This is a genomic window from Bradyrhizobium zhengyangense, from assembly GCF_022012435.1.
In the GTDB taxonomy this organism is placed as follows: Bacteria; Pseudomonadota; Alphaproteobacteria; order Rhizobiales; family Xanthobacteraceae; genus Bradyrhizobium; species Bradyrhizobium zhengyangense.
In genome coordinates this window covers 194,739-216,613 of the sequence record NZ_JAKLUA010000006.1, presented here as the reverse complement: position 1 = coordinate 216,613, position 21,875 = coordinate 194,739, and the positions used below count along the sequence as shown (strand labels likewise).

25 protein-coding genes and 1 tRNA gene are annotated in these 21,875 nt (G+C 63.6%); 15 read left to right on the top strand and 11 right to left on the bottom strand.

Annotation, left to right across the window (positions count from 1 at the left end; all coding sequences use genetic code 11):
- Window positions 1-49 precede the first annotated feature (49 nt).
- From L6637_RS20375 to L6637_RS20350, 6 genes are all read right to left on the bottom strand, one after another.
- Window positions 50-1,135, bottom strand: a complete 1,086-nt coding sequence (locus L6637_RS20375) for a sn-glycerol-3-phosphate import ATP-binding protein UgpC (protein WP_237871863.1) — start codon at window positions 1,133-1,135, stop codon at window positions 50-52.
- A gap of 4 nt (window positions 1,136-1,139) precedes the next feature.
- Window positions 1,140-1,988 carry a sn-glycerol-3-phosphate ABC transporter permease UgpE gene (gene ugpE, locus L6637_RS20370; RefSeq protein WP_237860738.1) on the bottom strand — a complete coding sequence of 283 codons (849 nt, stop codon included), beginning with the start codon at window positions 1,986-1,988 and terminating at the stop codon, window positions 1,140-1,142.
- Window positions 1,989-1,990: 2 nt separating this feature from the next.
- A complete protein-coding gene (gene ugpA, locus L6637_RS20365) occupies window positions 1,991-2,872 on the bottom strand; it encodes a sn-glycerol-3-phosphate ABC transporter permease UgpA (protein ID WP_237860736.1) in 882 nt (293 codons plus the stop codon).
- A gap of 66 nt (window positions 2,873-2,938) precedes the next feature.
- A complete protein-coding gene (gene ugpB / locus L6637_RS20360; RefSeq protein WP_237860735.1) occupies window positions 2,939-4,255 on the bottom strand; it encodes a sn-glycerol-3-phosphate ABC transporter substrate-binding protein UgpB in 1,317 nt (438 codons plus the stop codon).
- 219 nt (window positions 4,256-4,474) lie between these two features.
- Window positions 4,475-5,677 (bottom strand): CaiB/BaiF CoA transferase family protein, encoded by a 1,203-nt coding sequence (locus L6637_RS20355; protein WP_237871861.1) that lies wholly within the window; start codon window positions 5,675-5,677, stop codon window positions 4,475-4,477.
- 171 nt (window positions 5,678-5,848) lie between these two features.
- Window positions 5,849-6,274 carry an organic hydroperoxide resistance protein gene (locus L6637_RS20350; protein ID WP_237860730.1) on the bottom strand — a complete coding sequence of 142 codons (426 nt, stop codon included), beginning with the start codon at window positions 6,272-6,274 and terminating at the stop codon, window positions 5,849-5,851.
- Between the two features lie 158 nt (window positions 6,275-6,432).
- Here L6637_RS20350 and L6637_RS20345 point away from each other — a divergent pair, with 158 nt between their 5' ends.
- Window positions 6,433-6,891, top strand: a complete 459-nt coding sequence (locus L6637_RS20345) for a MarR family winged helix-turn-helix transcriptional regulator (protein ID WP_237871859.1) — start codon at window positions 6,433-6,435, stop codon at window positions 6,889-6,891.
- A 5-nt stretch (window positions 6,892-6,896) separates the two neighbouring features.
- On the opposite strand, the gene L6637_RS20340 is transcribed toward L6637_RS20345, so the two are convergent.
- The 3 genes from L6637_RS20340 to L6637_RS20330 all read right to left on the bottom strand — a co-directional run bounded on the left by L6637_RS20340 (window position 6,897) and on the right by L6637_RS20330 (window position 7,849).
- Entirely contained in the window at window positions 6,897-7,139 is a 243-nt protein-coding gene (locus L6637_RS20340) for a GIY-YIG nuclease family protein (protein WP_237871857.1), read from the bottom strand.
- 136 nt (window positions 7,140-7,275) lie between these two features.
- Window positions 7,276-7,351 (bottom strand) — tRNA-Ala (locus tag L6637_RS20335).
- Window positions 7,352-7,441: 90 nt separating this feature from the next.
- Window positions 7,442-7,849 (bottom strand): TIGR02300 family protein, encoded by a 408-nt coding sequence (locus L6637_RS20330; RefSeq protein ID WP_237871855.1) that lies wholly within the window; start codon window positions 7,847-7,849, stop codon window positions 7,442-7,444.
- A gap of 160 nt (window positions 7,850-8,009) precedes the next feature.
- Here L6637_RS20330 and aroA point away from each other — a divergent pair, with 160 nt between their 5' ends.
- The 8 genes from aroA (at window position 8,010) to trpB (ending at window position 16,018) form a co-directional block, all read left to right on the top strand.
- A complete protein-coding gene (gene aroA, locus L6637_RS20325) occupies window positions 8,010-9,347 on the top strand; it encodes a 3-phosphoshikimate 1-carboxyvinyltransferase (RefSeq protein WP_237871853.1) in 1,338 nt (445 codons plus the stop codon).
- On the top strand, window positions 9,344-9,982 hold the full coding sequence (gene cmk, locus L6637_RS20320) for a (d)CMP kinase (RefSeq protein ID WP_237860722.1): 639 nt from the start codon (window positions 9,344-9,346) through the stop codon (window positions 9,980-9,982). Before aroA ends, cmk begins: the two co-directional genes overlap by 4 nt.
- A gap of 268 nt (window positions 9,983-10,250) precedes the next feature.
- A complete protein-coding gene (gene rpsA, locus L6637_RS20315; RefSeq protein WP_057752276.1) occupies window positions 10,251-11,957 on the top strand; it encodes a 30S ribosomal protein S1 in 1,707 nt (568 codons plus the stop codon).
- Window positions 11,958-12,147: 190 nt separating this feature from the next.
- On the top strand, window positions 12,148-13,128 hold the full coding sequence (gene sppA, locus L6637_RS20310) for a signal peptide peptidase SppA (protein WP_237871851.1): 981 nt from the start codon (window positions 12,148-12,150) through the stop codon (window positions 13,126-13,128).
- Between the two features lie 182 nt (window positions 13,129-13,310).
- On the top strand, window positions 13,311-13,616 hold the full coding sequence (locus L6637_RS20305; protein WP_007598410.1) for an integration host factor subunit beta: 306 nt from the start codon (window positions 13,311-13,313) through the stop codon (window positions 13,614-13,616).
- 70 nt (window positions 13,617-13,686) lie between these two features.
- Window positions 13,687-14,079, top strand: a complete 393-nt coding sequence (locus L6637_RS20300; RefSeq protein WP_237860718.1) for a lipopolysaccharide assembly protein LapA domain-containing protein — start codon at window positions 13,687-13,689, stop codon at window positions 14,077-14,079.
- Between the two features lie 65 nt (window positions 14,080-14,144).
- Window positions 14,145-14,804: a phosphoribosylanthranilate isomerase gene (locus L6637_RS20295; RefSeq protein ID WP_237871849.1), complete on the top strand. Its 660-nt coding sequence runs from the start codon at window positions 14,145-14,147 to the stop codon at window positions 14,802-14,804.
- Complete coding sequence (trpB, locus tag L6637_RS20290) at window positions 14,801-16,018, top strand: tryptophan synthase subunit beta (RefSeq protein WP_237860715.1); 1,218 nt, start codon at window positions 14,801-14,803, stop codon at window positions 16,016-16,018. The genes L6637_RS20295 and trpB overlap by 4 nt, the downstream gene beginning before the upstream one ends.
- Before the next feature lie 79 nt (window positions 16,019-16,097).
- Here trpB and L6637_RS20285 read toward each other — a convergent pair whose 3' ends face one another.
- The gene (locus tag L6637_RS20285) at window positions 16,098-16,442 is read right to left on the bottom strand and encodes an endonuclease domain-containing protein (RefSeq protein ID WP_237860713.1); all 345 of its coding nucleotides are present in this window, start codon (window positions 16,440-16,442) and stop codon (window positions 16,098-16,100) included.
- 72 nt (window positions 16,443-16,514) lie between these two features.
- Here L6637_RS20285 and trpA point away from each other — a divergent pair, with 72 nt between their 5' ends.
- From trpA to L6637_RS20255, 6 genes are all read left to right on the top strand, one after another.
- The gene (gene trpA / locus L6637_RS20280; protein WP_237860711.1) at window positions 16,515-17,351 is read left to right on the top strand and encodes a tryptophan synthase subunit alpha; all 837 of its coding nucleotides are present in this window, start codon (window positions 16,515-16,517) and stop codon (window positions 17,349-17,351) included.
- A gap of 110 nt (window positions 17,352-17,461) precedes the next feature.
- Window positions 17,462-18,403 carry an acetyl-CoA carboxylase, carboxyltransferase subunit beta gene (gene accD / locus L6637_RS20275; protein WP_237860709.1) on the top strand — a complete coding sequence of 314 codons (942 nt, stop codon included), beginning with the start codon at window positions 17,462-17,464 and terminating at the stop codon, window positions 18,401-18,403.
- Window positions 18,400-19,743 carry a bifunctional folylpolyglutamate synthase/dihydrofolate synthase gene (locus tag L6637_RS20270; protein ID WP_237860706.1) on the top strand — a complete coding sequence of 448 codons (1,344 nt, stop codon included), beginning with the start codon at window positions 18,400-18,402 and terminating at the stop codon, window positions 19,741-19,743. Before accD ends, L6637_RS20270 begins: the two co-directional genes overlap by 4 nt.
- Window positions 19,744-19,776: 33 nt before the next feature.
- On the top strand, window positions 19,777-20,517 hold the full coding sequence (locus tag L6637_RS20265) for a metallophosphoesterase family protein (RefSeq protein ID WP_237871847.1): 741 nt from the start codon (window positions 19,777-19,779) through the stop codon (window positions 20,515-20,517).
- A 79-nt stretch (window positions 20,518-20,596) separates the two neighbouring features.
- Window positions 20,597-21,022, top strand: a complete 426-nt coding sequence (locus L6637_RS20260; RefSeq protein WP_237860703.1) for an SRPBCC family protein — start codon at window positions 20,597-20,599, stop codon at window positions 21,020-21,022.
- Entirely contained in the window at window positions 21,019-21,495 is a 477-nt protein-coding gene (locus tag L6637_RS20255; protein WP_237860701.1) for a MarR family winged helix-turn-helix transcriptional regulator, read from the top strand. Before L6637_RS20260 ends, L6637_RS20255 begins: the two co-directional genes overlap by 4 nt.
- Before the next feature lie 53 nt (window positions 21,496-21,548).
- Here the strand turns inward: L6637_RS20255 and trxA are convergent, their stop codons facing one another.
- Window positions 21,549-21,869: a thioredoxin gene (gene trxA, locus L6637_RS20250; protein WP_007598398.1), complete on the bottom strand. Its 321-nt coding sequence runs from the start codon at window positions 21,867-21,869 to the stop codon at window positions 21,549-21,551.
- Window positions 21,870-21,875 lie beyond the last annotated feature (6 nt).

Sequence of the window (21,875 nt, the reverse complement as noted above, 5' to 3'; positions counted from 1 at the left end):
GCCTTCTACTGTGCATGGGGTTGTTTTCGCCGATCGGGGCTGGAACCGATCAGATTTCGATCCGCTTCCGTCCGTCGCCGCTGAACAAATGCAGCTTGTTGCGGACTGCGGCGACACGGATCTTCTGGCCGATGGCCGGCGCTTCGGTTCCGGGGATGCGCACGATCACCTCGCCGGGCGGCAACTCGCCCGGATTTGTCGCGACGCCCTGCTGATCCTGCGCACGCGATCCGTAAACGAAGGTTTCTGCACCGACGCGCTCGATCGCGTCGATCGTCAGCGACAGTGCAACACCGCCCGATGGCGTCTGGTCGGTGATGGCGAGATCTTCCGGCCGGATGCCGAGGATGCCGGCTTCGACGGCGCTGCCGCCGAGCTGCGGTTTGATCTCGTCCTGGCGTGTCGACATCAGATTCATCGGCGGCGCACCGATGAAGGAGGCGACGAAAGTCGTCGCCGGCTTCTCGTAGATCGCGAGCGGATTGCCGACCTGCTCGACCTGGCCGCCATTCATCACCACGAGAATGTCGGCGAGCGTCATCGCTTCGAGCTGGTCGTGGGTGACATAGATCGAGGTGACGTTGAGCCGGCGCTGCAATTTGCGAATCTCGACGCGCATCGAGATGCGCAGCTTGGCGTCGAGGTTGGACAGCGGCTCGTCGAACAGGAACACCTTCGGCTGGCGCACGATGGCGCGGCCCATGGCGACGCGCTGGCGCTGGCCGCCGGAGAGCTGCCCTGGCTTGCGGGTGAGCATCGTCCCCAGTTCGAGGATGCGTGCGGCCTCCTCGACGCGGGTCTTGATCTCGGCTTCCTTCATGCCACGGTTGCGCAGGCCGTAGGCCATGTTGTTGAACACGCTCATATGCGGATAGAGCGCGTAGTTCTGGAACACCATCGCGATGTCGCGGTCGGCCGGCTCGACCTGGTTTACGACACGGCCGCCGATGTTGATCTCGCCCGAGGTTATGGTTTCGAGCCCCGCTACCATTCTGAGCAGGGTCGACTTGCCGCAGCCCGAAGGGCCGACCAGCACGCAGAACTGCCCGTCGGCCACATCGACATCGACGCCTTTGATGGCCTCGAAGCCGTTGGGATAGGCCTTGCGGACGTTGCGCAGCGTAACATTGGCCATGGGCCTATTTCTCCGTCTCGATCAGGCCCTTGACGAACAGGCGTTGCAGCAGCACGACGACCGCCACCGGCGGCAGCATCGCGAGCACCGCGGTGGCCATCGCGACCGACCATTCGGTGAGTGCGTCCTTCACATCGATGATCTTCTTGATGCCGATCACGATGGTCTGCATATCGTCGCGCGTCGTGATCAGCAGCGGCCAGAGATACTGATTCCAGCCGTAAATGAAGAGGATCACGAACAGCGCGGCGATGTTGGTCACCGAGAGCGGCAGCAGCGTATCGAAGAAGAAGCGGATCGGACCTGCTCCATCCATCTTCGAGGCCTCGACCAGTTCCTTCGGCACCGTCATGAAGAACTGCCGGAACAGCAGCGTCGCGGTTGCCGACGCGATCAGAGGCAGGATCAGGCCGGAATAGGAATCCAGCATGTGCAGGTCGGACGTGATCTTGTAGGTCGGAAAGATTCGCACTTCGACCGGCAGCATGAGCGTGATGAAGATGGTCCAGAACGTCGCCATCCTGAAGGGAAAGTTGAAGAACACGATGGCGTAGGCCGAAATGATCGAGATCGCGATCTTTCCGAGCGCAATACCAACCGCCATGATCAAGCTCGACAGCAACATGCTGCCCACCGGCTCGCGCGTCGTCTTGCCGGTGCCGGACATGATCGTGTTCCAGTAGGTCTCCAGCGCGTGGCCGCCCGGATAGAGCGGCATCTGGCCGTTGGCGATGACGGAATTGTCGTGGGTGGAGGCGATGATCGCGAGATAGACCGGGAAAGCGACCACGATCACGCCGGCGATCAGCACCAGGTGCGGCAACAGATTTCCAAATCGTCGATGCTCGACCATTGTCAGTAATGGACCTTCTTTTCGACGTAGCGGAATTGGACCGCGGTCAACGCGACGACGATGATCATCAGGATCACGGATTGCGCGGCCGAGCCGCCGAGGTCCGAGCCGGCCTTGCCGTCCAGGAAAACCTTGTAGACGAGCGTTGAGGTGGAGCCGTTCGGGCCGCCTTCGGTTGCGGTGTCGATGATGCCGAGCGTGTTGAAGAAGGCGTAAGTGATATTGACGACGATCAGGAAGAACGTCGTCGGCGACAGCAGCGGAAAGACGATGGTCCAGAACCGCCGCATTGGCCTCGCGCCGTCGATCGCAGCGGCCTCGATCACACTCTTCGGGATTGACTGCAGGCCGGCGAGAAAGAACAGGAAATTGTAGCTGATCTGGTTCCAGACGGCGACGATGACAATCAGGATCATGGCATGATTGCCGTTGAGCACTGGATTCCAATCGATGCCGTTACGCTGCAAAGCGCGCGCGATCATGCCGAGCCCGGGCTGGAACATGAAGATGAATAGCACGCTCGCCACCGCAGGCGCGACCGCGTAGGGAATGATCAGGAAGGTGCGATAGATCTGCACGCCAGCGATGTTGCGGTTCGCCATGACAGCGAGCAGCAGGCCGATCGCAAGCGAGAAGAACACGACGAGCAGCGAGAAAAAGAAGGTCGTGCCGATCGCGTGATAGTATTCGGGAGTCTTCAGCAGGTTGACGTAGTTCTCGAACCAGACGAACTCGGTCGAGAGCCCGAAGGCATCCTGCACCAGGAACGATTGCCAGAGCGCCTGCGCAGCCGGCCAATAGAAGAAGATCAGGGACACCGCAAGCTGCGGAAATACCAGGAGGCAGGCGAGCAGCCTGCCTGGAAAGATCGCCCGGTTCTCCATGAAGCCCCCGCCTCACTCGCTGAGAGTCGTGGCTGCGGACCATCCACAGCCACGACTGATGAGGTCCTACTTGGTCGCGGTCCGCTCGAACTGACGCAGCATCTGGTTGCCGCGCGAGACGGCAGCGTCGAGTGCATCCTTGGCCGACTTCTTGCCGGCGAGTGCCGCCTCGATCTCCTCGGACCAGACGTCGCGCATCTGCACCATTCCGCCGAAACGCAGGCCGCGCGAGTTCTCGGTCGGCGGCTTGTTGGTGAGCTCCTTCAACGGCACTTCCAGGATCGGGTTCTTCTCATAGAAGCCCGACGCCTTGGTCTTGTCGTAGGCCGCCTTGGTGATCGGCAGATAGCCGGAGACCTCGTGCAGATAAACCTGACGATCTGTGTCGGACAGGAAAGTGAAGAACTTCGCGATGCCCTTGTACTCTTCGCTGGATTTGCCGCCCATCACCCACAGCGAGGCGCCACCGATAATGGAGTTCTGGGGCGCATCCTTGGCGTCCGGGAAATACGGCATCGGAACGGCCGTATAGTTGAACTTCGCGTTCGCCTTGACGTTCGGATAGAAGGCCGACGACGTCATGTAGAGCGCGCATTCGCCTGAAGTGAAGCGGCCTTCGCCGGTATTGGTGCGACCGGAATAGTCGTAGCTCTTGTCTTTCTGAAGCTCGACGAGATTTTCGAGCAGCTTGGTCTCGAGCGGGTTGTTGAAGTCCAGCACGGTATCGAAGCCGTCAAGGCCGTTGGCCTTGGTGCCGATCGGAATGTTGTGCCAGGCCGAGAACTGCTCGATCAGGCCCCATGTGATCCAGCTCGAGGAGAAGCCGCAGGTCGGGCTCGTTGCGTGCAGCTTCTTGGCGTCGGCGAACACCTCGGGCCAGGTCTTCGGCGGCGCGTCGATGCCGGCCTTCTTCAGTGCGTCGAGATTGGCCCACATCACCATGCTCGACGAGTTGAACGGGAACGAGAGCATCTCGCCCTTTGCGGTCGAGTAGTAACCTGTGATGGCCGGCAGATAGGACTGCGGGTCGAACTTCTCGCCTTGCTCCTTCATGAGGTCGGAGACCGGCTTGATGGCGCCCTTGGCGGCCATCATGGTCGCAGTACCGACCTCGAACACCTGCATAATGCCCGGTGCGTTGCCGGCGCGGAACGCTGCGATGCCGGCATTCAGTGTGTCGGCATAGCTGCCCTTGAAGGTGGGAACGATCTTGTAGTCGCTCTGCGATGCGTTGAAATCGTTGGCCAGCTTGACCACGACGTCGTTGTTGGGGCCGGTCATCGCGTGCCACCACTGGATTTCAGTCACGGCCAGCGCCGGCGAAGCCGTCATGCCGACAGCGACTGCAACAGTGGCAGCCGCCCCAAAAAATCGAAGAGCCATCAAGAAACCTCCCTCAGCCGTCAATAAAGAAGCGCTTGCGCTAGCAGCGCCATATGACGTTCACATGACTGTGTAAGCGGCCGAAACGAAAGCGGCAAGCGCTGGAAAAGGGAAGCCATCAAATAGGCGAACGCGCCGCGCGCAGCCACAGCTGTTCGCGGTGCACACCGATGCCCGCGCCGCACTGCGGCATCATAGCGCCAGAGGAGGTCAGGGGCCCTAGCGCTTGCGCTCGGGCCCGCAGACCACGCCGCTCTCGACCATCGCGTCGATCTCCGACTTTGAGTAGCCGAACTCGCCCAGCACCTCCTGGGAGTGCTGGCTGAACTTCGGCGGCAGCCGGCGCAGGCTCGGCTTGCTGCGGTCGAGCCGGATCGGCGAGGCCACGCCCTTGTACCAGTCCTTCTCGATGACATCGCCGCGCGCGATGGTGTGCGGATTGGTCAGCGCCTGGTCGATCTTCTGCACGGGGCCCGCGGGCAGGCCCGCGGCGAGCAGGCGATTGCACAGCGGCTCGGCCTCGTGCTGGCTGAATACCGCGGCGAGCTCGGCGCGCAGCGCCTCGCGGTTGGCGATGCGGTCCTTGTTGCGGGCAAAGCGCGGATCGGTTCCGAGCTCGGGCTTGCCGATTTCCTTGGCGAGCTTGCGGAAGGTGCCGTCATTGCCGACGCCGATGAAGATGTCGTCGGTCTTGGTCGGGAAGATCGCGTACGGCACGAGGTTCGGGTGCTCGTTGCCGGTGAGACCGGGCGGCTTGCCATGCATGAAATAATTCGCGGTGTGCGGATGCATGATGGCGAGGCCGGTTTCGTACAGCGTCGTCTCCAGGAACTGGCCCTTGCCTGAGCGTTGCCGTTCGGAGAGCGCCATCAGGATGCCGATCGCGGCGTAAAGGCCGGTGGTGATATCGACCAGCGGCACGCCGATCCGCATCGGGCCGCTCTCGGGCGACCCCGTCGCCGCGATCATGCCGGTCATGGCCTGGATGATGGCGTCATAGCCGGGATTGCCGCCGCGCGGGCCGTCGGCGCCGAAGCCGCAGATCCGGCAATGCACGAGGCGCGGAAATTTTTGGGCAAGCACATCGTTGCCGATGCCCCATTTCTCCAGCGTGCCCGGCTTGAAATTCTCGATCAGGACGTCGGCCGTCTCCAACATCTTGAGCAGCACGACGCGGCCGCCTTCGGACGCGAGGTCGAGTCCGATCGAGCGCTTGTTTCTGTTGATGCCGATGAAATAGGCCGCGTCGTCGTCGTGGAAGGGAGGACCCCAGTCGCGCACCTCGTCGCCGGCGGGCGGCTCGACCTTGATCACGTCGGCGCCGTGGTCGGCGAGGATCTGGGTGCAGTAGGGACCGCCGAGTACGCGCGTGAGATCGATGACGCGCAGCCCGCTCATTGCGCCCAAAACGGCTTCAGTCATGCCTTCGCTTCCCTGTGTCGATATTGATCACAGGCCTAGCGAGGTTCGAACGCGCCAGCAATGGCTTGTCGCGTGGGGGCGTATGCGTCGCGGCGCAATCCCGCGGCGTGGGAAATCTCGCGGTAACGGCCGGCCCGAGGGGGATCCCGGGCCAGCCAATTCACCGTCGGGTCAGACGACCGTCAGGCGAACGTCGACATTGCCGCGCGTCGCGTTGGAGTACGGGCACACCTGGTGCGCCTTCTCGACCAGCGCCTCGGCGTCCGCGCGGGACAGGCCCGGCAGCGAGACGGCCAGGTCGATGTCGAGACCGAAGCCGCCGGCCGCGCGTGGGCCGATGCCGACAGTCGAGGTCACGGAGGCATCAGCGGGAACCTTCGGGCCGCCCTGCGAGGCCACGAACTTCATCGCGCCGATGAAGCAGGCGGCATAGCCGGCCGCAAACAGCTGCTCGGGGTTGTTGCCGGCGCCGCCGCCACCGCCGAGCTCCTTCGGCGTGGTGAGCTTGACGTCGAGTGCGCCGTCGAGGGTCGCAGCATGGCCGTCGCGGCCGCCGGTGGCTTTTGCGCTGGTCTTGTAGAGGACGTTCACGGACATTTTCGTCTCCTCAGGGGGACTTCGGGTTGGGGTGCGATCTGTATTGCAAACAATTAGATTGCATGCAATTGAAATTGGCGTGCCTCACATTTAATTGTTCGCAATTGAATGTGGGCCCGCCCGGTCCCACAATGCGGGTCAGTCTCGAGAGATTCTCTATGGCCCGGAAATCAGCGACCCTCGATCCGCAACGCCTCGACAACCAGATCTGCTTCGCGGTCTATTCGGCCGCGCACGCCTTCAATCGCGTCTACAAGCCGCTGCTCGACCGGCTCGGCCTGACCTATCCGCAATATCTGGTGATGCTGGTGCTGTGGGAGCGCGACGATGTGCCGGTGAAGGACATCGGTGAGAAGCTGTTTCTCGATTCAGGCACGCTGACGCCGCTGCTGAAGCGGCTGGAGGCCGCCCATCTGGTCAAGCGCACGCGAAGCAGTGAGGACGAGCGTCAGGTGCTGATCGCGCTGACCCCGCAGGGCCATGCGTTGAAGGACAAGGCGCGCAGCGTGCCGCAGTCGATCCTGGCGGCCTCGGACTGCTCGGTGTCGGAGCTGGTCGCGATGAAGGACGAGATCGTCGCGCTGAGGGATCGGTTGAATGCGGTGATTGGGGAGTAGGGGGTTCAACAGAGCCGTTTTTTCGAGAAGGCGCGGCCCGAATGTGACTTGAGATATTTCTCGAATGCCAACGCCTTTAGCTTGTCAGGGAAAGCACAGTACCAGACCAGCTTCCACGGTTTGAATTTGGCGGTGTGAGCGGACTTGCCGGCATTGTGCTCCGGGAGCCGTCGCTTCAGATCTTCCGTGGCGCCGATGTATTCCTGATCAGGGAACTTGATGCTGCGGATGATGTAGACATACCACATCGATGTCTCGCGCCTGCGCAGCCGGACGGTAAGTAGAGGAAATCAGAACATGGGGCAGTCCGTCTTCGCCCGACACCACGCTTCGCCCTTCAGGCTCCGTCGTGGCTGCGCCACGCGTAGCCCGAAGGGCGAAGCGTGGTGGAGCCAGGCGGGATCGAACCGCCGACCTCTTGCATGCCATGCAAGCGCTCTCCCAGCTGAGCTATGGCCCCTTAACCTTGGGATGATCCTGGGGGATCACTCCCGACCGGCGAGCCTTTCGACTCGCGCGGTGCACCCTTTTTCACAGATCAGGACTGATCTCAAGTCTCTTCATCACCTCCGACATCGCCAATGATGTCGGTCACGTCCTCATCGCCCTCTTCTTCGTCGGCAATGAAGGTCGAATCATCGTCATCGTCGTCGTCGAGGGTCTCGTCGACCTCGATATCGTCCTCGGATTCGGGAACGACGGCCTTGACCTTGCCGGTGTTCTCCTCGGCATCAGCCTCCTCCAGCGAGACCTCCTCGACCTCCGCCGGCTCCGGCGCGGCATCGGCGGCTGCTGCGTGACGGGCTTCGGCGCCGCGAGGCATCCGGGCCGGCGCCACAGGCGCGATCGGCACAACTTCGCCGGTATAGGGCGAGATCACCGGATTCTTGTTGAGGTCGTAGAACTTCTTGCCCGTGGTCGGGCAAATACGTTTGGTTCCGAGTTCGGACTTGGCCACGGCAGAGGAATCCTGGGAATGTCTGAAAAGCGGTGCTTCACTTGGCTAGTTGGCGGCCCGCTGTCAATAGCGCATTACGAGAGAAAGACATGCTCGTGACGGCGGGGAGACCATGTGGTAGGTGCCCGCCAGCCTCCGAGGCGCATCCAAGGACACAATCTTGACCCATTCCGACAAGCCGACACCCCTGAAGTCGAGCTCAAGCGGTCCCCTGACCGGAAAAGTACGGGTGCCCGGGGACAAGTCGATCTCCCACCGCGCCCTCATCCTGGGCGCGCTGGCGGTCGGCGAGACCCGCATTACGGGCCTGCTCGAGGGCGAGGACGTCCTCAACACCGCCAAGTCGATGCAGGCCCTCGGCGCCAAGGTCGAGCGCACCGGCGATTTCGCCTGGAAGGTGAACGGAGTGGGTGTCGGCGGCTTCGCCCAGCCCAAGGCGCCGCTGGATTTCGGCAATTCCGGTACCGGCTGCCGGCTGGTCATGGGCGCCGTCGCCGGCTGCCCGATTTCGGCGATTTTCGACGGCGATGCCTCGCTGCGCAGTCGCCCGATGCGTCGGATCCTCGATCCGCTCGAAAAGATGGGCGCCAAGGTCGTCTCTGGCGGCGAGGGCGGCCGCCTGCCGCTGACCATCCAGGGCGCGCGCGATCCGCTGCCGATCACCTACAAGACCCCGGTCGCCTCGGCCCAGATCAAATCGGCGGTGCTGCTGGCGGGCCTCGCCGCGCCGGGCATCACCACCGTGATCGAGAGCGAGGCCAGCCGCGACCACACCGAGCTGATGCTGAAGCATTTCGGCGCCGACATCACCTCGGTCGCCGAGGGGGCTCACGGCCGCCGCATCACGCTGGTTGGACAGCCCGAACTGCATGGCGCGACCGTCATCGTGCCCGCTGATCCCTCGTCAGCGGCCTTTCCGATCGTCGCGGCATTGATTGTCGAAGGCTCGGACATCGTTCTTTCCGATGTCATGACCAATCCGCTGCGCACCGGCCTGTTCACGACGCTGCGCGAAATGGGCGCCTCCATCGAGGAAAGCGAAGTGCGCGGCGATGCCGGCGAGCCGATGGCGCGCTTGCGCGTGCGTGCCTCAAAGCTGCGCGGCGTCGAGGTGCCGCCGGAGCGCGCGCCTTCGATGATCGATGAATATCTGGTGCTGGCAGTGGCAGCGTCGTTTGCCGAAGGCACCACGATCATGCGGGGCCTGCAGGAGCTGCGCGTCAAGGAATCCGACCGGCTCGAGGCCACGGCGGCGATGCTCCGCGTCAACGGCGTGAAGGTCACCATCTCCGGCGACGATCTGATCGTCGAGGGTCGCGGCCACGTCCCCGGCGGCGGTACTGTTGCCACCCATATGGACCACCGCATCGCGATGTCCGCGCTGGTGATGGGCTGCGCTTCCGACCAGCCGGTGACTGTCGACGACACCGCCTTCATTGCCACAAGTTTCCCTGACTTCATTCCGATGATGCGTTCCCTTGGGGCCGAGTTTTCATGATTATCGCCATCGACGGACCCGCGGCCTCGGGCAAGGGCACGCTGGGCAAGCGCCTCGCCCATCACTATGGCTACCGTCATCTCGATACCGGCGTGATCTATCGCGCCGTCGCCTACGCCCTGATGGAGTCCGGCCATGATCTCAGGGACGAGACCGCGGCGGTGCAGGCCGCCCTGGAACTCGATCCGGAAAGGTTCGGCAATCCCGCCCTGAAGACCCAGAAGGCGGGCGAGGGCGCGTCCATCGTCTCGGCCATCCCGAGGGTTCGCGAGGTCCTGGTCAATTTCCAGCGGCAATTCGCCGCCGATCCGCCCGGCGCGGTGCTGGACGGACGGGACATCGGAACCGTGATCTGCCCCGATGCCGACGTGAAGATCTTCGTCGTGGCCGACCCCAGGGTCCGGGCCCGCCGCCGCACCATGGAGGCGCGGGCGCGGGGCGAGGAGGCAGACGAGGCGGCCGTGCTGGCCGACATCATCCAGCGCGACGAACGGGACAAGAACCGGCCGATTGCGCCCTTAAAACCAGCTGCGGATGCTTACTTGCTAGATAACTCCCAACTGGATATAGAAGGCGGCGTCCGGGCCGCCATCGACATTATCGAGGCCGTCCGAGCGGGCCGGTCGCGGGGTTAAGCCGCAGCCGTCATTGGAGGAAGTGCCCGCTCCCGCTCTTTGAGGTCGATACTCTCGGTCCCTGTTTAGGGACCGACGCGATCCAGGCTCCGGACACAACGATTTCCACGTATCGAACGCGCGGGCCTCTGCCGGCCCGCTTCCGCTGTTTCGGCGCCAAGCCGGGGCAACGAGCGGTCGCTCGAAGGTCTTGCGGGCCTTCCGACACTGCGTGCGCGATACGCCCATGAACCCAACGGCCGGCAAGATTTCCGCAACTGGAGAACAAATGGCTTCGACTTCCGCTGATACCTATAGCCCGTCGCGTGACGATTTCGCCGCGATGCTCGACGAGTCCTTCGCTGGTGGCAACCTGCAGGAGAGCTCGGTCGTCAAGGGCAAGGTGGTTGCAATTGAAAAGGACATGGCCGTCATCGACGTCGGCCTGAAGACCGAAGGCCGCGTTGCGCTGCGCGAATTTTCCGGTCCCGGCCGTGACAGCGAGATCAAGGTTGGCGACGAGGTGGAAGTGTTCCTCGATCGCATCGAGAACGCCCTCGGCGAGGCCGTGCTGTCGCGCGACAAGGCGCGCCGCGAAGAGAGCTGGGGCAAGCTCGAGAAGGCGTTCCAGAACAACGAGAAGGTCACGGGCGTCATCTTCAACCAGGTCAAGGGTGGCTTCACCGTCGACCTCGACGGTGCCGTTGCCTTCCTGCCGCGTTCGCAGGTCGACATCCGTCCGATCCGCGACGTTGCGCCGCTGATGAACAACGCGCAGCCGTTCCAGATCCTCAAGATGGATCGCCGCCGCGGCAACATCGTCGTGTCCCGCCGCACGGTTCTCGAAGAGACCCGTGCCGAGCAGCGTCAGGAGCTGGTGCAGAACCTCGAAGAGGGTCAGGTCATCGACGGCGTCGTCAAGAACATCACCGATTACGGTGCGTTCGTTGACCTCGGCGGTATCGACGGCCTGCTGCACGTCACCGATATTGCGTGGCGCCGCGTCAACCACCCGACCGAGGTGCTCTCGATCGGCCAGACCGTGAAGGTCAAGATCATCAAGATCAACCACGAGACGCACCGCATCTCGCTGGGCATGAAGCAGCTGCTCGACGATCCGTGGCAGGGCATCGAAGCCAAGTACCCGCTGGGTGCCCGCTTCACCGGCCGCGTCACCAACATCACCGACTACGGTGCGTTCGTCGAGCTCGAGCCGGGCATCGAAGGCCTGATCCACGTCTCCGAGATGTCGTGGACCAAGAAGAACATGCACCCCGGCAAGATCGTGTCGACCTCGCAGGAAGTCGACGTGCAGGTGCTGGAAGTCGATTCCGTCAAGCGCCGTATCTCGCTCGGCCTCAAGCAGACCATGCGCAACCCCTGGGAGGTCTTCGTCGAAGGTCACCCGACCGGTTCGGTGGTCGAGGGCGAGGTCAAGAACAAGACCGAGTTCGGTCTGTTCCTGGGCCTCGAGGGCGACGTCGACGGCATGGTCCATCTCTCCGACCTCGACTGGAAGCTTCCAGGCGAGCAGGTGATCGACAACTACAAGAAGGGCGACATGGTCAAGGCCGTGGTGCTCGATGTGGACGTCGAGAAGGAGCGTATCTCGCTCGGCATCAAGCAGCTCGAAGGCGACCCCTTCGCCGAGCCGGGCGATGTCAAGAAGGGCGCGGTCGTGACCTGCGAAGTGCTCGAAGTGAAGGAAAGCGGTATCGAGGTGAAGATCGCCGGTACCGACTTCTCGACCTTCATCAAGCGCTCGGAGCTCGCGCGTGACCGCAACGACCAGCGTGCCGAACGCTTCGCCGTCGGCGAGAAGGTCGATGCCCGCGTGATCCAGTTCGACAAGAAGGCCCGCAAAGTCCAGGTGTCGATCAAGGCGCTCGAAGTCGCCGAAGAGAAGGAAGCCATCGCGCAGTACGGCTCCTCGGATTCGGGTGCGACGCTCGGCGACATCCTGGGCACCGCGCTCAAGAACCGCGACAGCAAGTAAGCGAAACGCTGATTTCGCTGATATCGAAGCCCCGGCGTAAGCCGGGGCTTTTTTGTTGCCCGCTCCATCCGGGCTACGCAGCCAGAGGCCTTGTTTTCTTCAAATTGCGCCGCAATTGATGTATCCAGGCAAGCTGATGGTCACGTCGTGACGGCACAACGTCAGCGGCCTTTCATTTGGAGATATCTCGATGTCGCTCGATTCGGACATCATCGTCGATCGCCGCAGGATCCGCCGCAAGCTGACGTTCTGGCGCGTGATGGCCGCTTTGATCGCGATCGCTGCGATCGCGGGCTTTGCGCTGATCGCAACGCCCGGCGCGCGCGGCAGCTTCGTCTCCGCAGGCTCAATCGCACGTGTGGAGATCGATGGCCTGATCCGCAGCGATTCCGAGCGCACGCACGCGCTGGAGCGGCTGGAGAATTCGCAGGCCGCCGCCGTGATCGTTCACATCAATTCGCCCGGCGGCACCACCGCCGGCTCCGAGCAGCTCTATGATTCCTTGACGCGTCTGAAGGCGAAGAAGCCGCTGGTCGTCGTGGTCGAAGGCCTTGCGGCCTCCGGCGGCTACATCACCGCGATCGCAAGCGATCACATCATCGCCCAGCAGAGCTCGCTGGTCGGCTCGATCGGCGTGCTGTTCCAGTTTCCGAACTTCTCGGAGCTGCTGAAGACCGTCGGCGTCAAGGTCGAGGAGGTCAAGTCCACGCCTCTCAAGGCTGCGCCCAACGGTTTTGAGCCGACCAGCCCGGAAGCGCGCGCCGCGCTGGATGCGCTGGTGAAGGATTCCTATGCCTGGTTCAAGGATCTGGTGAAGCAGCGCCGTGGCATGGATGACACGCAGCTCGAAAAAGTCGTCGATGGCCGCGTCTTCACCGGCCGCCAGGCGATCGATCTCAAGCTGATCGATCAGCTCGGCGACGAGAAGACTGCGGTCGCCTGGCTCGAGGAGCAGAAGGGCGTCAAGAAGGGTCTTTCGGTGCGCGATTACAAGCTCGAGCCCCGCTTCGGCGACCTGACGTTCCTCAAGACGGCGGCCTCAGTAACGCTGGAAGCGCTTGGATTCAGCGCGATTGCGCATCAGATCGAGCAAACTGGCCTGGCGCAGGCGGTCGACCGTGCCGGATTGGATGGAATGCTGGCCCTGTGGCAACCGGCTGCGTCGAATTGACCTGAAACTGAAGGAACAACGCGAGTTCCGGACCTTTTTCCCGTCAGGCGGGTAGCCTTGCAGCCCGCTTTTTCGGCAAATGTCACGCATTTTCACGACGCTCAACCTTCATTTAGCGTCTTGACAGATCAAGGCATTTTCACGGAAATGGTCATCCGCACGCTTCCGGGTCCTATCTCTCGATGATCAAATCCGAACTTGTTCAGCGTATCGCCGAGCACAACCCGCATCTGTACCAGCGGGATGTCGAGAACATTGTGAATGCGATTCTCGAAGAGATCGTAGCGGCACTCGCACGCGGTGACCGCGTCGAGCTGCGCGGCTTCGGCGCTTTCTCGGTCAAGCATCGCCCCGCCCGCGCCGGCCGCAATCCGCGCACCGGCGCCCATGTCCCCGTCGATCAGAAGAGCGTTCCGTTCTTCAAGACCGGCAAGGAAATGCGTGAGCGGCTCAACCGCGACCATCCGGATCCGGGCGCGCCCGATTAAGTTTGTCGTCCGGGCTTAGCCGAACCGCCGTTCGATGCGGCGGCAGGTGATTCAAGGCGAGCGACACCCGATGCGAAAGTTTCTGACCTGGCTGTTCGTGACTCCGCTGGTCCTGATCTTGGTGACCTTTGCGGCTGCCAACCGGCATGACGTCACCGTCTCCTTCGATCCATTCATGGCGAAGGATCCGGCGCTGTCGCGCGACATTCCGTTGTTCCTGCTGCTGATCCTGACGGCCGCGCTGGGTGTCGTGGTCGGCGGCTGCGCGGTCTGGTTCGGCCAGCGGCACTGGCGCCGCGCCGCACGCCGGCATGAGGCGGATGCCCGGGCCGCGAGGGGCGAATTGGCCGGGCTGCAGGCCCAGGCGGCCGCGTCGAAGCCGGGAGCCCAGCGCCTCCCCGTTCCCTCTGGGGTAGGCCTTTACGGGGCCATCGGGCGAGACAAGCAGCGCGCGACGTTGTAGAAGCGGCCCCAACTGAAAAGCCCGTTTCCCGGCCGCCACTTGCGGCCTCAATTTGCTTTGAGACCATGTCCCTGCTCGTCAAAATCTGCGGCCTGTCCACGCGCGAGACGCTTCAAACGGCGCTCGACGCGGGCGCCGACATGGTGGGGTTCGTGTTCTTTCCGCCCTCGCCGCGGCACGTTTCGCTGGAGACGGGGCGCGAGCTCGGCCGACAGGTGAATAGCCGCGCGCTCAAAGTGGCGCTCACGGTCGATGCCGACGACGCCACGCTCGACAACATCATGGATGCGCTGTCGCCTGATATCTTCCAGCTCCACGGCCATGAGAGCGTGGCGCGCTTGCGTGACATCAAGCAGAAGTTCGGCCGCCCGGTGATGAAGGCGGTGCCGGTCGCGACCGCAGCCGATCTCGCCGTGCTGCCCGGCTATGCCGCAGTCGCCGACCGCATCCTGTTCGACGCCCGTGCCCCGAAGGATGCGACCCGGCCCGGCGGCCTCGGTGCCCCCTTCGACTGGCACTTGCTGGAAAACCTGGAGCTTGATCTGCCGTATATGGTTTCGGGCGGCCTCCATACTCAAAACCTCGCGGAAGCCCTCCGCGTCACCCGCGCCGGCGGCGTCGACGTGTCCTCCGGTGTCGAGAGCACTCCCGGTGTGAAAGACCCGGAGCTGATCAAGGCCTTCATTCGCGCCGCGCGCGCCACTCAAGAGTTGAGCGTTCGATGAATATCGCCAAACCAAATTCCTATCGCAGCGGGCCCGACGAGCGCGGTCATTTCGGCATTTTCGGCGGTCGCTTCGTCGCCGAAACCCTGATGCCGCTGATCCTCGACCTGGAGAAGGCCTACACCGCGGCCAAAGCCGATCCGGCCTTCCAGGCCGAGATGAACGGCTACCTCAAGAACTATGTCGGCCGGCCCTCGCCGCTGTATTTCGCCGAGCGCCTCACCGAACATCTCGGCGGTGCCAAGATCTACCTCAAGCGCGAAGAGCTCAACCACACCGGCTCGCACAAGGTGAACAATGTGCTCGGCCAGATCATGCTGGCGCGGCGCATGGGCAAGAAGCGCATCATCGCCGAGACCGGCGCCGGCCAGCACGGCGTTGCCACCGCAACGCTGTGCGCGCGCTTTGGCCTGGAATGCGTGGTCTATATGGGCGCCGTCGACGTCGAGCGGCAACAGCCCAACGTGATCCGCATGGAGATGCTGGGCGCAAAGGTGATGCCGGTCCAGTCCGGAACGCGCACGCTGAAGGATGCGATGAACGAGGCGCTGCGCGACTGGGTCACCAACGTGCACAACACCTTCTATTGCATCGGCACGGTCGCGGGCCCGCATCCCTATCCGATGCTGGTGCGCGACTTCCAGTCGATCATCGGCAACGAGACGAAAGCGCAAATGCAGGAGGTCGAAGGACGCCTGCCGGATTCGCTGGTCGCCTGCATCGGCGGCGGCTCGAACGCGATGGGCCTGTTCCATCCCTTCCTCGACGATCCCTCTGTCGAAATCTTCGGCGTCGAAGCCGCGGGCCACGGGCTCACGCAATTGCATGCGGCCTCGATCGCGGGCGGCCGTCCCGGCGTGCTCCATGGCAATCGCACTTATTTGCTGATGGATGCCGACGGCCAGATCCAGGACGCGCATTCGATCTCGGCCGGCCTCGACTATCCCGGCATCGGCCCCGAGCATTCCTGGCTGCACGAGATCGGCCGCGTCAATTATCTCTCCGCGACCGATGACGAGGCGCTCGCCGCGTTCCAGCTGCTCTCCAAGCTCGAAGGCATCATTCCCGCGCTCGAGCCCGCGCACGCCATCGCCAAGGTGATGGAGCTCGCGCCGAAGCGGCCCAAAGACCACCTGATGGTCGTCAATCTCTCCGGCCGCGGCGACAAGGACGTCCCGCAGGTCGGCGACATCCTGAAGGGCAAGAGCAAGTGAGGCGCGTGTCGCACTCTCTTCACCTCTCCCCGTCGGGGAGAGGTCGGCTGCGAAGCAGCCGGGTGAGGAGTCTCTCCACTCACTCGAACCTCAATGAGGTTTCGATCAGTTCAAGCACGCCCTCAATATTCTCGTACACGTCCGTGTTCGAGACTCGGAGGACGAGGAAACCGCAGGCTTCAAGGACTTCGGTTCTGGCCTTGTCTCGTTCGATCTCGGTCGGGCTGGAATGCGTGACGCCGTCAACTTCGATGATGAGCTTTCCATCCAGCGTCACGAAGTCGACGACGTATCGATCAACAGGATGCTGGCGGCGAAACTTCCAACGGGCAAGCTGCCGGTTGCGCAGCGCCTGCCAAAGCTTTGCTTCGGCACTTGTCTGCGACTCGCGGAGCCTTCGTGCTCTCGACTTGAACCTCTCCATCCCCCTCACCCGGCTGCTTCGCAGCCGACCTCTCCCCGGAGGGGAGAGGTATAGCACAGCGGCCGCCGAATCATGACCACGCGTATCGACACCCGTTTCGCCGAGCTGAAGAAGCAGGGCCGCTCGGCCTTCGTCACCTATGTGATGGCCGGCGATCCCGATCTCACGACGTCGCTCGAGATCGTCAAGGCGCTGCCGAAGGCAGGCGCCGACGTCATCGAGCTCGGCATTCCCTTCACCGATCCGATGGCGGATGGTCCCTCGATTCAGGCGGCCGGTCTGCGCGCGCTCAAGGGTGGCACGACCTTGAAGAAGACGCTGGAGCTGGTGCGCGGCTTCCGCAAGGACGACAACATCACGCCTTTGGTGCTGATGGGCTATTACAATCCGATCTACATCTACGGCGTCGACAAGTTTCTGGCTGATGCCAAGACGTCAGGCGTCGACGGCCTGATCATCGTCGATCTGCCGCCGGAGGAAGACGACGAGCTCTGCATTCCCGCGCTGAAGGCGGGCCTGAACTTCATTCGCCTGGCGACGCCGACCACCGACGACAAGCGCCTGCCTGCGGTACTCACGAACACGTCGGGCTTTGTCTATTACGTCTCCATCGCCGGCATCACCGGTGCGGCGGCGGCGGACGCGAATGCCGTCGGCCAAGCAGTCGCGCGCATCAAGCGGCATACCGCGCTGCCGATCTGCGTCGGCTTCGGCATCCGCACGCCGGAGGCGGCGCGCGCCATTGCCGAGAAGGCCGATGGTTCGGTGGTCGGCACCGCGCTGGTCGACGCGCTCAAGAACAGTCTCGATTCCGAGGGCCGCGCGACCGCCAAAACCGTTAACGCCGTGGCTGAGCTCGCCGCCGCCCTGGCCCAGGGCGTCAAGGGCGCCAAGCAGGCGGCTGAATAGGCCTTAATTCCGCTTTCCAAGCGGGCGACACGGCAGCTTGCCGGGCAAAGGCCCGGCCGCCATATATCTCGTCAGGCGATCCCCTGCGGGCTCGCACATCGGAGCAAACCATGAACTGGCTTACCAATGTGGTCCGGCCGAAGATCCGCAACATGCTGCGGCGCGAGACGCCGGAGAATCTCTGGATCAAGTGCCCGGATTCCGGACAGCTCGTGTTCTACAAGGACGTCGAGGCCAACCAGTTCGTCATTCCCGGCTCGAACTACCACATGCGCATGGGCGCGGTGGCGCGGCTGAAGTCGATCTTCGACAACGAGACCTGGTTCGACGTCGCTCTGCCTGACGTCACGCCGGATCCGCTCAAGTTTCGCGATGAGAAGAAGTACGTCGACCGCATCAAGGATGCGCGGGCGCGCACCAATCTGAACGACGCGATCAAGGTCGGCTACGGCAAGCTCGAAGGCGCCGGCGTCGTCGTCGCCGTGCAGGATTTCGATTTCATGGGCGGCTCGCTCGGCATGGCCGCGGGCGAAGCCATCGTGCGCGGGCTCGAGCTCGCGGTCGAGAAGAAGTCGCCCTTCATCGTGTTCGCCGCATCCGGCGGCGCGCGCATGCAGGAAGGCATCTTGTCGCTGATGCAGATGCCGCGCACCACGGTTGCGGTGCAGATGCTGCGCGAAGCCAAGCTGCCCTATATCGTCGTGCTGACCAATCCGACCACCGGCGGCGTCACCGCATCTTATGCGATGCTCGGCGACGTGCAGATCGCCGAGCCCGGCGCACTGATCGGCTTTGCCGGCGCGCGCGTGATCGAGCAGACTATCCGCGAAAAGCTGCCGGAAGGTTTCCAGCGCGCCGAATATCTGAAGGAGCACGGCATGGTCGACATGGTCGTGCATCGCCACGAGCTGCGACCGACGCTGGCGCGGCTGTGCCGCCTGCTGACCAAGGCGCCGGCGCAGGAGAACGCGTCCAAGCCGACGCAGCCCGTCGTCAGCCCGGCGCAGATCGTATCGGCCGCCGAGACAGCGCCGGCTGCGCCCCACGCGTGAACGCGTCCCCCGACAGCGCGAAGGCGTCGCTCGATGCGTTGATCGGGCGGCTGTCGGCCCTGCATCAGAAGCGCATCGATCTCGGGCTCGAGCGGATGCATCGCCTGCTCGAGCGGCTTGGCCACCCCGAACGCAAGCTGCCGCCGGTGATCCATGTCGCCGGCACCAACGGCAAGGGCTCGACGGTGGCATATCTGCGCGCCACGCTGGAGGCAGCGGGCCTGCGGGTCCACGCCTATACCTCGCCCTATCTCGTCCGCATCAACGAATGCTTCCGCCTTGGTCGCGTCGGCGGCGGCGTGCTCGTCTCCGACGATGAATTGCGCGCAGCGCTGGAACAGGTCGAGCTCGTCAATGCGGGCGAGCCCGCGACGGTCTTCGAGCTGAAGACCGCGGCCGCATTCCTGTTGTTCGCGCAAAATCCTGCCGATGCGGTGCTGCTCGAAGTCGGCCTCGGCGGCCGGCTCGATTCGACCAATGTGGTCGATACGCCCGCGGCCTGCGTGATCACGCCTGTCAGCATGGACCACATGGATTTCCTCGGCAACACGCTGGGCTCGATTGCCGCCGAGAAGGCCGCGATCATCAAGCGCGGCGTGCCGGTGATTTGCGCCGAGCAGGCGGGCGAGGCGATGGCCGTGATCGAGGCGCAGGCCAAGCAGATGCGGGCGCCGCTGTTCGCCGCGAACGAGAGCTGGCACGTCAATGTGGAGCATGGCCGCCTGGTCTATTCCGACGAGCGCGGCCTGATGGATCTCGCCGCGCCGCGCCTGTTCGGCCGCCATCAGTTCGACAATGCCGGCCTTGCCATTGCGACGCTGCGTGCGATCCAGACCTTCAGGGTCAACCAGGCGGCATTCGAGGCCGGCATCGTCGGTGCCGAATGGCCGGCGCGGATGCAGCGCCTCACCTCGGGCGAGCTGCTCGCTCTCGGACCGCAGGGCAGCGAGATCTGGCTCGATGGCGGGCACAATGCCGAGGGCGGTCGCGTCGCCGCCGCCGCGCTCGGCGATCTCGAGGAACGTGTGTCGCGGCCGCTGGTCGTCATCGCGGGCATGATGGCCAACAAGGACGCGAAGGCGTTTCTGGCCAATTTCGCCGGCCTCACCCGTCACATCATCGCGGTGCCGATTCCCGACACCGAGAATGCGATGCCGGTCGATCGCCTCGCGGACGCCGTCCGCAGCCTCGGCATGCGTGTCGAGATCGCGCCCGGCACGCAGGCCGCGCTGCGTTCGCTGTCGAAGCTCGCCTACGAGGTGCCGCCGCGCATCCTGATCACGGGCTCGCTCTATCTCGCCGGTCACGTGCTCGGCCTCAACGGCACGCCTCCTGCATAGATGTCTTGTCTTCGATAAGAGATTGGGAGCGCGATGCGTTTTGCCGCGATTGCCGACGTCCACGGAAACTACCTCGCGCTGGAAGCGGTGCTCGCTGACATCCGCGCGTTTGGGATCACCGACATCGTCAATCTCGGCGACATGCTGAGCGGCCCGCTCGATGCGCGCCGTACCATCGAGATCCTGATGCCACTCGACGCCGTGCATGTGCTCGGCAATCACGACCGCTATCTGCTCGACCGTCCCCCGGAAAAGATGGGCTCGTGGGACCGTCCTGCGCACGCGCAGCTCAACACGGCGCAGCTTGATTGGCTCCAAGCGCAGCCGATGACGCGCGTGTTTCGGGATCAGGTCTTCCTCTGCCACGCGACGCCCGAGGATGACGAGGTCTATTGGCTCGACACCGTGCACCCTGATGGCGCCGTGGCACTGTCGCCGCTCGATCGCATCGAGCAGTTCGCGCAAGGCATCACGCAGTCGCTGATCCTCTGCGCCCACACCCATCTCGCCCGCGCCGTACGGCTTCGCGACAACAGGCTGATCGTCAATCCCGGCAGCGTCGGCAGCCCCGGCTATCGCGACAAGCATCCGTTCCCGCACGTCGTCGAAGCCGGCACGCCGCACGCGCGTTACGCGATCCTCGAACTCATTGATGGTGCCTGGCAGGTGACCTTTCGCCAGATCGCCTACGACCATGAAGCGATGGCCGCACTCGCCCGCCGCAACAATCAGCCGGAGTTGGCGAACGCACTGGCGACGGGGTGGATCAAGTAGACGGCTTCATCGGGTCATGGGGTTGACTCAGATAGTATGCGCGCTTATTATAAGCGTGCATACTGAGGGAGGTCATTCCATGAGCGACGAAGCAACCTGGCAGACGGAATACGCGATCGAGACGACGGCCTCTCCTGAGGCGATCTGGAGCATCTTTCGCAATGTCTCCGGCTGGAAAAACTGGAATGCAGGCATCGAGCAGATCGACATCGACGGGCCGTTTGCATCAGGCACCTGGTTCACCATGAAGCCGCCCGGCGAGGAGGCGCTGCGCTCGCAACTGATCGACGTGCGCGAGAATGTCTGCTTTGTCGATGAAACGCGGGTGGGCGATCTCACCATCCTCGTCGCCCATCGCATCGAGCCGCTTGGCCCGGCGCGGACGCGTATCGTTTACGCGGTCGACGCCCGCGGGCCGCAGGCCGCCGAGATCGGCCCGGCCGTTTCCGCCGATTTCCCCGAGGTGCTCGCGAGCCTGTCCAAACTGGCCGGAGGAGCGCAATGACGAAGCCGCCGCTTCCGACACGTCTGTCAGGCCCCGCCGAAAGCCCGGGCTTCCTGCTCTGGAAGATCTCGAACGCGTGGCAGCGGCGGCAGCGAGCGGCGCTTCAGCCCTACGAGCTCACCCATTCGCAATTCGTGCTGCTGGCAACGGCGACGTGGTTCGCCACGTCCGAGACGCTGACCCAGGCGCGGCTCGCACAACTTTGCGGCGTCGATCCAATGACCACGTCGCAGGTGCTGCGGGCGCTGGAAGCGGCGCAGCTGATCCAGCGGGTCGATCATCCCGAGGATCCGCGCGCCAAGGCCATTTCGGTCACCAAGGCGGGTCGTGATCTTGCCCGCAAGGCGGTCGTGGCGGTCGAGGAGGCCGACGCTGCGTTCTTTGCGCCACTGGGCTCCGATACCAAGCGGCTGGTTGCGATGTTTCAGGCGCTCATCGAAGGCAATGAGCGCACTGAGGCAGATAGCAAATAAAACGGCCGACGAAGCGCCGGCCGTTGTGGAAAATCATCGCGCTGCGACGTGGATCAGACCGCGGAGGTGATCCACTGCTGCAGCTTCGCCTTCGGCGCAGCGCCGACCTGGCGGGAGGCCATCTCGCCGCCCTTGAAGATCATCAGGGTCGGGATCGACATCACGCCATACTTCGACGCGGTCTTCGGGCTTTCGTCGACGTTGAGCTTCACGATCTTGACCTTGTCACCCATCGCGCCGGCGATCTCGTCGAGGGCGGGTGCGATCATGCGGCAGGGGCCGCACCACTCGGCCCAGAAATCGACGACGACGGGGCCGTTCGCCTTGAGCACTTCGGCTTCGAAATCGGTATCGGAAACCTTGCCAACGGCCATTGGAGT

What these genes read in the sequence shown, in the direction of transcription:
- L6637_RS20375 (WP_237871863.1), bottom strand. Translation starts at nt 1,135, where the DNA reads ATGGCCAATGTTACGCTGCGCAACGTCCGCAAGGCCTATCCCAACGGC.
- L6637_RS20285 (WP_237860713.1), bottom strand. Translation starts at nt 16,442, where the DNA reads ATGGAGAGGTTCAAGTCGAGAGCACGAAGGCTCCGCGAGTCGCAGACA.
- sppA (WP_237871851.1), top strand. Translation starts at nt 12,148, where the DNA reads ATGTCGCTCGATTCGGACATCATCGTCGATCGCCGCAGGATCCGCCGC.
- L6637_RS20355 (WP_237871861.1), bottom strand. Translation starts at nt 5,677, where the DNA reads ATGACTGAAGCCGTTTTGGGCGCAATGAGCGGGCTGCGCGTCATCGAT.
- L6637_RS20300 (WP_237860718.1), top strand. Translation starts at nt 13,687, where the DNA reads ATGCGAAAGTTTCTGACCTGGCTGTTCGTGACTCCGCTGGTCCTGATC.
- cmk (WP_237860722.1), top strand. Translation starts at nt 9,344, where the DNA reads ATGATTATCGCCATCGACGGACCCGCGGCCTCGGGCAAGGGCACGCTG.
- trpB (WP_237860715.1), top strand. Translation starts at nt 14,801, where the DNA reads ATGAATATCGCCAAACCAAATTCCTATCGCAGCGGGCCCGACGAGCGC.
- trxA (WP_007598398.1), bottom strand. Translation starts at nt 21,869, where the DNA reads ATGGCCGTTGGCAAGGTTTCCGATACCGATTTCGAAGCCGAAGTGCTC.
- L6637_RS20350 (WP_237860730.1), bottom strand. Translation starts at nt 6,274, where the DNA reads ATGTCCGTGAACGTCCTCTACAAGACCAGCGCAAAAGCCACCGGCGGC.
- trpA (WP_237860711.1), top strand. Translation starts at nt 16,515, where the DNA reads ATGACCACGCGTATCGACACCCGTTTCGCCGAGCTGAAGAAGCAGGGC.
- ugpE (WP_237860738.1), bottom strand. Translation starts at nt 1,988, where the DNA reads ATGGTCGAGCATCGACGATTTGGAAATCTGTTGCCGCACCTGGTGCTG.
- accD (WP_237860709.1), top strand. Translation starts at nt 17,462, where the DNA reads ATGAACTGGCTTACCAATGTGGTCCGGCCGAAGATCCGCAACATGCTG.
- rpsA (WP_057752276.1), top strand. Translation starts at nt 10,251, where the DNA reads ATGGCTTCGACTTCCGCTGATACCTATAGCCCGTCGCGTGACGATTTC.
- L6637_RS20345 (WP_237871859.1), top strand. Translation starts at nt 6,433, where the DNA reads ATGGCCCGGAAATCAGCGACCCTCGATCCGCAACGCCTCGACAACCAG.
- ugpA (WP_237860736.1), bottom strand. Translation starts at nt 2,872, where the DNA reads ATGGAGAACCGGGCGATCTTTCCAGGCAGGCTGCTCGCCTGCCTCCTG.
- L6637_RS20305 (WP_007598410.1), top strand. Translation starts at nt 13,311, where the DNA reads ATGATCAAATCCGAACTTGTTCAGCGTATCGCCGAGCACAACCCGCAT.
- L6637_RS20260 (WP_237860703.1), top strand. Translation starts at nt 20,597, where the DNA reads ATGAGCGACGAAGCAACCTGGCAGACGGAATACGCGATCGAGACGACG.
- L6637_RS20340 (WP_237871857.1), bottom strand. Translation starts at nt 7,139, where the DNA reads ATGTGGTATGTCTACATCATCCGCAGCATCAAGTTCCCTGATCAGGAA.
- ugpB (WP_237860735.1), bottom strand. Translation starts at nt 4,255, where the DNA reads ATGGCTCTTCGATTTTTTGGGGCGGCTGCCACTGTTGCAGTCGCTGTC.
- L6637_RS20255 (WP_237860701.1), top strand. Translation starts at nt 21,019, where the DNA reads ATGACGAAGCCGCCGCTTCCGACACGTCTGTCAGGCCCCGCCGAAAGC.
- L6637_RS20295 (WP_237871849.1), top strand. Translation starts at nt 14,145, where the DNA reads ATGTCCCTGCTCGTCAAAATCTGCGGCCTGTCCACGCGCGAGACGCTT.
- L6637_RS20265 (WP_237871847.1), top strand. Translation starts at nt 19,777, where the DNA reads ATGCGTTTTGCCGCGATTGCCGACGTCCACGGAAACTACCTCGCGCTG.